The organism is Streptomyces ossamyceticus (assembly GCF_001418475.1).
Classification (GTDB): domain Bacteria; phylum Actinomycetota; class Actinomycetes; order Streptomycetales; family Streptomycetaceae; genus Streptomyces; species Streptomyces ossamyceticus.
In genome coordinates this window covers 1-6,505 of the sequence record NZ_LIQX01000460.1, presented here as the reverse complement: position 1 = coordinate 6,505, position 6,505 = coordinate 1, and the positions used below count along the sequence as shown (strand labels likewise).

The following is a 6,505-nucleotide window of genomic DNA, read 5'->3' as shown; positions in this document are numbered from 1 at the left end:
CCCGCGCCCCTCAGTGCCCCCTCACCCCGGCTCACGCGCGGCCCAACGGCCCTACCACCAGCCGAACCGGTGACACCACAGGTGAGTTCGCCCACAACGGCCCCTGGCGGAGGAGCGACCCGTCCTTTTGCGCCTTACGCTCGACGGACCGCACCACTCGTTGCACCCCCGTCCGTTCTTCGCAAGCCCGCTGACTGCAAAACGTGGTCGGCGCGACCCGTTCGTATGTCACGACCGACAGACACGACCGACCAACACGACTGTCACGACTTCACGCCAGCGCGGAGGTTCCAGCTCTCATGAAGCTCACCGTCGTCGGCTGCTCGGGGTCGTTCCCCTCCGCGGAATCGGCCTGTTCGAGCTACCTCGTAGAGGCCGACGGCTTCCGGCTGCTTCTCGACATGGGCAACGGTGCCCTCGGCGAGTTGCAGCGCCACTGCGGTCTCTACGACCTCGACGCGATCTTTCTCAGCCATCTGCACGCCGACCACTGCATCGACATGTGCGCGTACTTCGTCGCACGCTACTACCGGCACGACGGCGGCCGCTGCGACCCCATCCCGGTCTACGGCCCCGAGGGCACCGAGCAGCGCCTGACCACGGCGTACGCCGACACCCCGTCCGCCTCCTCCATGAGCGAGGTCTTCGACTTCCACACGGTCAAGCCGAGCACCTTCGACATCGGCCCCTTCACCGTCCACACCGAACGGGTCGCCCACCCCGTGGAGGCGTACGGCATCCGCATCGAACACGACGGGCGGATCCTGACGTACTCCGGGGACACCGGTGTCACCGACACCCTGGACGAACTGGCCCGCGACGCCGATCTGTTCCTGTGCGAGGCCGCGTTCACCCACGGCAAGGAGAACATCCCGGACCTGCACCTCAACGGCCGCGAGGCCGGTGAGACGGCGGCCCGCGCCGGCGCCCGCCGCCTCGTGCTCACCCACATCCCGCCGTGGACGGACCCCCGGGTCAACCTCGACGACGCCCGCACCGTGTACGACGGCCCCGTGGAGCTGGCCGTGCCCCGGACGTCGTACGAGATCTGACACCGCACGTACGCACGAGAAGGCCCCCGGAGGATCGCGATGATCCCCGGGGGCCTTCCGTGCGCGGGGCCGGGCCGCCGCTGGTCGGCCGCTGCTACTTGGCCTCCGCCTTCTGGAGCTCGGCCAGCTCCTCGTCGGACTCCCGGCCGGGCGTCGGCAGGTTGAAGCGGATGATCGCGAACCGGAAGACCACGTAGTACACGGCGCCGAAGCACAGGCCCACCAGGATCAGGGCCCAGGGCTTGGTGGCGATACCCAGGTTGAGGCCGAAGTCGATCACGCCGGCCGAGAAACCGAAGCCGTCCTTCATGCCGAGTGCCCAGGTCAGGGCCATGGAGACACCCGTGAGCACGGCGTGGACCGCGTACAGGACGGGCGCGATGAACATGAACGTGAACTCGATCGGCTCGGTCACACCGGTCACGAACGAGGTCAGCGCGAGGGAGAACATCATGCCGCCGACGACCGCTCGGCGCTCGGGGCGGGCCGTGTGGTAAATCGCGAGACAGACGGCCGGCAGGCCGAACATCATGATCGGGAAGAAGCCGGTCATGAACTGTCCGGCGGTCGGGTCACCGGCGAGGAAGCGCGCGATGTCACCGCTCTTGCCCTCGTACGAACCGGCCTGGAACCACGGGAACGAGTTCAGCAGGTGGTGCATGCCGATCGGGATCAGCGCGCGGTTGGCGACACCGAAGATGCCCGCGCCGACGGCGCCCGAACCGACCAGCCACTCACCGAAGTGGTGCAGACCCGCACCGAGGACCGGCCAGATGTACCCGAACACGATGCCGATGAACAGCCCCGCGAAGGCGGACAGGATGGGCACCAGGCGCCGGCCGCCGAAGAACCCGGCCCAGTCGGGCAGCTTGGTGCGGTAGAAGCGCTGGTAGAGCAGGGCGACGACCAGACCCATCACCACACCGCCGAGGACACCGGCGTTGACCGCCTTGTCCACCATCACGACCTTGCCGTCGACGGCGGTGGCCACCTGGGGGAGGTTGGGGTCGGTGAAGGTGCCGAGGACCTTCTGGAAGACGAGGTAGCCGACGACCGCGGCGAGCGCGGTCGAGCCGTCCGACTTCTTGGCGAAGCCGATCGCGATGCCGACGGCGAACAGCAGCGGCATGTTGTCGAGGATCGCGCCGCCGCCGGCGGCCATGAAGCTCGCGAACTTGGTGACGAAGCCGGGGAGCGACTCGCTGCCCAGCATGTCCGTGGTGCCGAGCCGCACGAGCAGCGCGGCGGCCGGCAGGACGGCGACCGGCAGCATCAGGCTGCGGCCGATGCGCTGCAGCACAGCCATGGTGCGTGAGCCCCAGGTCGGGCCCTTGTTTTCTGCGGCCGCGGGAGCGGCGCTGGCCGTGGTCACAACTTCCTCCAGTAGGCAGGGCGCCGCCCAGGGACGGGAGTGTGGGGGAGGGCAGCACGGGAGAGGTCTACACCATTCAGTGGTGTAGACCTGTTGTAGCACGCTGGGGGTGGGCCTAGGAACCCGCGATTCCCGTTTTATGCCTTCGTGATGTCGCCCGGCCCGCCGCCTGGTCGCCGCTCGGCCGTCACGCGGCCGTCCCTCGACCGCCACCCGGCCGCCGCCCGGGCCTCGTCATGCCGTCACTCGGCCGCCGTCGGGCCTCTGTCGCGCCGTCACCCGGCCTTCGCCCGCCGCTGTCCGGCCCTCGCTCGCCGTTCTCCGTCGGCGTCCGCTTGGCGGGGACCCGTTCGGTGGTGTAGACCAGTCGCGAACGATCCTGCACGGCAAAGCGGCTCAGATCAGGTATATCAGGGAGAATCGCCATGGCCAGTAAGGCTGAGAAGATCGTCGCCGGGCTCGGCGGCCTCGACAACATCGACGAGATCGAGGGCTGCATCACCCGGCTGCGCACCGAGGTCAACGACCCCTCCCTCGTGGACGAGGCCGCCCTCAAGGCAGCCGGCGCCCACGGCGTCGTCAAGATGGGCACCGCCGTGCAGGTCGTCATCGGCACCGACGCGGACCCGATCGCCGCGGAGATCGAGGACATGATGTGATCGACCGCTGATCCGGGACCGCCCACGTCGGTCCCCGTCAGCCCACGCGCAGGGGCCCTCCGTATGCGGGAGCGGCCCCTTCCGCCACTGCGGCTAGGCTCATCGCCATGTCTCGAATCGACGGCCGCACGCCCGAACAGCTCCGCCCTGTCACCATCGAACGCGGCTGGAGCAAGCACGCCGAGGGCTCCGTCCTCGTCTCCTTCGGCGACACCAAGGTCTTCTGCACCGCCTCCGTCACCGAAGGCGTCCCGCGCTGGCGCAAGGGCAGCGGCGAGGGCTGGGTCACCGCCGAGTACTCCATGCTGCCCCGCTCCACCAACACCCGCGGCGACCGCGAGTCCGTACGCGGCAAGATCGGCGGCCGTACCCACGAGATCTCCCGCCTCATCGGCCGCTCCCTGCGCGCCGTCATCGACTACAAGGCGCTCGGCGAGAACACCATCGTCCTCGACTGCGACGTCCTGCAGGCCGACGGCGGCACGCGCACGGCGGCGATCACCGGCGCGTACGTGGCCCTGGCCGACGCCGTCGCCTGGGCCCAGCGCAAGAAGCTCGTAAAGGCCGGCCGCCAGCCGCTGACCGGCACCGTCAGCGCCGTCTCCGTGGGCATCGTCGGCGGCGTCCCGCTGCTCGACCTCTGCTACGAGGAAGACGTCAAGGCGGACACCGACATGAACGTCGTCTGCACCGGCGACGGCCGCTTCGTCGAGGTCCAGGGCACCGCCGAGGCCGAGCCCTTCGCCCGCGAGGAGCTCAACGCCCTGCTGGACCTGGCCGTCGCCGGCTGCACCGACCTGGCCGCCCTCCAGGGCAAGGCGCTCGAATCGGTCCTCGAAAGGTAAAGGGCACCCCAAGAAGAACGGCCGCCGGTCGCAACCACGGCGCATCCGGCGGCGTCCCTAGGAGTACGGGCGCACGGCACACCACCGTGCGCCCGGCCACACCGGCGCAAGCCGTACCCGCACCACCACCGGAGGCCGTCAGGCCTGCAACCAGTAGGAGGACCGTTCCATGGCCGCGAGCCGCCGACGTCGTACGACCGCCATCGCCGGAGCCGTTGCAGCCGTCGCGCTGACCGCCGGTCTCACCACCGGCTGCGACGCCGTGAACAAGGCCCTGGACTGCGTCCAGACCGCCGAGGCCATCACCAACAGCGTGTCCGACCTCCAGCAGGCCGTCGAGAACGCGTCCAACGACCCGTCGCAGCTGGAGGAGTCGCTCAACTCCATCGACGACAACCTCAAGGAGATCGGCGACAAGACCGACAACGCCGACGTCAACAAGGCCGTCGACGACCTCCAGAAGGCCGTGGAGAACGTCCAGACGTCCGTCGACAAGGGCGACGCGACCCCCGACATCAGCGGCATCACGGACGCCGCCAAGGAACTGACGAACGTCTGCACGTCGTAGGACGACGCACGGCCCCGGCGGCGCGGGGACAGGTGACCCGTGACCGTCGACGGGGCGGGCGCCGGGATACTGAGGGCATGACCCGCCTGATCCTCGCCACCCGCAACGCCGGAAAGATCACCGAGCTGAAGGCGATCCTCGCCGACGCAGGTCTGCCCCACGACCTCGTCGGCGCGGACGCCTACCCGGACATCCCCGACGTCAAGGAGACCGGCGTCACCTTCGCCGAGAACGCCCTGCTGAAGGCACACGCCCTCGCGCAGGCCACCGGTCTCCCGGCCGTCGCCGACGACTCCGGACTCTGCGTGGACGTCCTCCACGGCGCCCCGGGCATCTTCTCCGCCCGCTGGGCCGGCCGGCACGGCGACGACCGCGCCAACCTCGAACTCCTCCTCGCCCAGCTCTCGGACATCGCCGAGGAGCACCGCGGCGCCCACTTCGCCTGCGCCGCCGCCCTCGCCCTGCCGGACGGCACGGAACGCGTCGTGGAGGGCCGGCTGAGGGGCGTACTCCGCCACACCCCCACCGGCACGAACGGCTTCGGCTACGACCCGATCCTCCAGCCGGACGGCGGCACCCGCACCTGCGCCGAACTGACCGCCGACGAGAAGAACGCGATCAGCCACCGAGGCAAGGCGTTCAGGGCGCTGGTGCCGGTGGTGAGGGAGCTGCTGGGCTGACGCGAGAGAGGACCGCCCGGTGGGCGGTCCTCTCCGTGTGTGCGGCCGGTGGGACTCGAACCCACACGGGTGTGAACCCACTGGGACCTAAACCCAGCATGACTGCCAATTCCATCACGGCCGCTCAAAACGGTCATCACGCTCGACCGGCGGCACTCAGTGTACGGGGCTGTCGGGCTGCCCTGCGAGGGGGACTCCGCTCTTCTGGCGACACCACGTTTCCGTCAGGGCATGGCAGTTGGGGCACAGGTAGCGCAGGTTCTCCCGGCGATTGTCCCGCCAGTTCCCGTTGACATGGTCGATCTGCAAAGTGATGGGGCGTCCCCGCCACTCCCCGGTATTACCGCACTCCACGCATGCGTAGGGCACCCCGATCTCGGCCAGAGCCTGGTGCAGGCGGGTCCTGTTCGTCCGTCCGGATTGCTCGGGCAGGACCACCAACACCCGGGGTGCGGTGGGTGCGGGCGCCGGGCGCTCGGGGCGTCCCCAGGACCGGCGCTTGAAGTGGCTGGTGTCGAGACCGAGGCGGGAGGCGGCGCGTCGTACACGTCGGTGATTCGTGTCGTTGACCTCCATGCCGAGACCGCGCATGACGTCCGCGTAACTGGTGGCCGTCCGTACCAGGTTCGACAACTCGTCCTCGGGAATGGCTGACCGCCGGTACGAGAAGTGGCCGACGTCGATGTGTTGGTCCGCCAGCATCCGACTCAACGTCGTCCGGGAGCGGCTGTCATCGGGAACGCCCAGCGTCCGTGCCAGGCCACGCAGGCTGGTGACTGAGGCCGCGGCCGTCCGAAGTTCTTCCGGAGTGAAGGGCAGGTCCAGTCCGGGCCGGTGGATTCCCGGGAAGTGGCCGATGTCGATGCCGGCGGCGCGGATGCGGCGCCGGATGTGGGACAGGGTCCCTGTCGCCGGCGTGGCGCCGAGTTTCAGGGCGACTTCCCGAAGCGAGGACGAGGACGCGGCGGCTTCCGCGATGGCGGCGTCGGGATACTTGCGCCAAGGGCTGCGTTGCGTGAAGTGGCTGGTGTCCAACCCATGGCGGCTTACGTGCTCCTGCAGCACCCGCCTTTGGCCGCCACTCGGCTTGAGACCGAGCCGCCGCATCAGATCGACCCAGTTCCGGGCCGTGGCTACCTCCGGCTCAAGCCGTTCCCTGCTGTACGCGTCCGATCGTTTCGGTGCGCCCGGCATGCCCACGCCCCGCCCCCTCCGTTCCGGCCACCTGTTCGTGGTCTCGCATGGAGTAACGAATCGCTGGGCGGGCGGTCACGGTGGGTGATGTGCGGAACGGCTCGTGCCGGGGGGCCGGGGCGAGCCGTTCTCGGG

Annotated in this window: 7 protein-coding genes and 1 tRNA gene; 5 read left to right on the top strand and 3 right to left on the bottom strand. The window is 69.5% G+C overall.

Features of this window, described 5'->3' with window-relative positions; genetic code table 11:
• The first annotated feature begins 299 nt into the window (after positions 1–299).
• Positions 300–1,052 carry an MBL fold metallo-hydrolase gene (locus AOK15_RS29395; protein ID WP_055521373.1) on the top strand — a complete coding sequence of 251 codons (753 nt, stop codon included), beginning with the start codon at positions 300–302 and terminating at the stop codon, positions 1,050–1,052.
• A gap of 94 nt (positions 1,053–1,146) precedes the next feature.
• On the opposite strand, the gene AOK15_RS29390 is transcribed toward AOK15_RS29395, so the two are convergent.
• Positions 1,147–2,424 carry a PTS transporter subunit EIIC gene (locus tag AOK15_RS29390; RefSeq protein WP_055521372.1) on the bottom strand — a complete coding sequence of 426 codons (1,278 nt, stop codon included), beginning with the start codon at positions 2,422–2,424 and terminating at the stop codon, positions 1,147–1,149.
• 425 nt (positions 2,425–2,849) lie between these two features.
• Here AOK15_RS29390 and AOK15_RS29385 point away from each other — a divergent pair, with 425 nt between their 5' ends.
• The 4 genes from AOK15_RS29385 (at position 2,850) to rdgB (ending at position 5,176) form a co-directional block, all read left to right on the top strand.
• The gene (locus AOK15_RS29385) at positions 2,850–3,083 is read left to right on the top strand and encodes a PTS sugar transporter subunit IIB (RefSeq protein WP_055521371.1); all 234 of its coding nucleotides are present in this window, start codon (positions 2,850–2,852) and stop codon (positions 3,081–3,083) included.
• A gap of 107 nt (positions 3,084–3,190) precedes the next feature.
• A complete protein-coding gene (gene rph / locus AOK15_RS29380; RefSeq protein WP_055521370.1) occupies positions 3,191–3,928 on the top strand; it encodes a ribonuclease PH in 738 nt (245 codons plus the stop codon).
• A gap of 169 nt (positions 3,929–4,097) precedes the next feature.
• Positions 4,098–4,496 carry a hypothetical protein gene (locus tag AOK15_RS29375; RefSeq protein WP_055521369.1) on the top strand — a complete coding sequence of 133 codons (399 nt, stop codon included), beginning with the start codon at positions 4,098–4,100 and terminating at the stop codon, positions 4,494–4,496.
• 77 nt (positions 4,497–4,573) lie between these two features.
• The gene (gene rdgB / locus AOK15_RS29370; protein ID WP_055521368.1) at positions 4,574–5,176 is read left to right on the top strand and encodes an RdgB/HAM1 family non-canonical purine NTP pyrophosphatase; all 603 of its coding nucleotides are present in this window, start codon (positions 4,574–4,576) and stop codon (positions 5,174–5,176) included.
• A 40-nt stretch (positions 5,177–5,216) separates the two neighbouring features.
• On the opposite strand, the gene AOK15_RS29365 is transcribed toward rdgB, so the two are convergent.
• Positions 5,217–5,300: transfer RNA gene (locus tag AOK15_RS29365), tRNA-Leu, on the bottom strand.
• Between the two features lie 32 nt (positions 5,301–5,332).
• Positions 5,333–6,370 carry an HNH endonuclease gene (locus tag AOK15_RS44320; protein ID WP_055521374.1) on the bottom strand — a complete coding sequence of 346 codons (1,038 nt, stop codon included), beginning with the start codon at positions 6,368–6,370 and terminating at the stop codon, positions 5,333–5,335.
• Positions 6,371–6,505 lie beyond the last annotated feature (135 nt).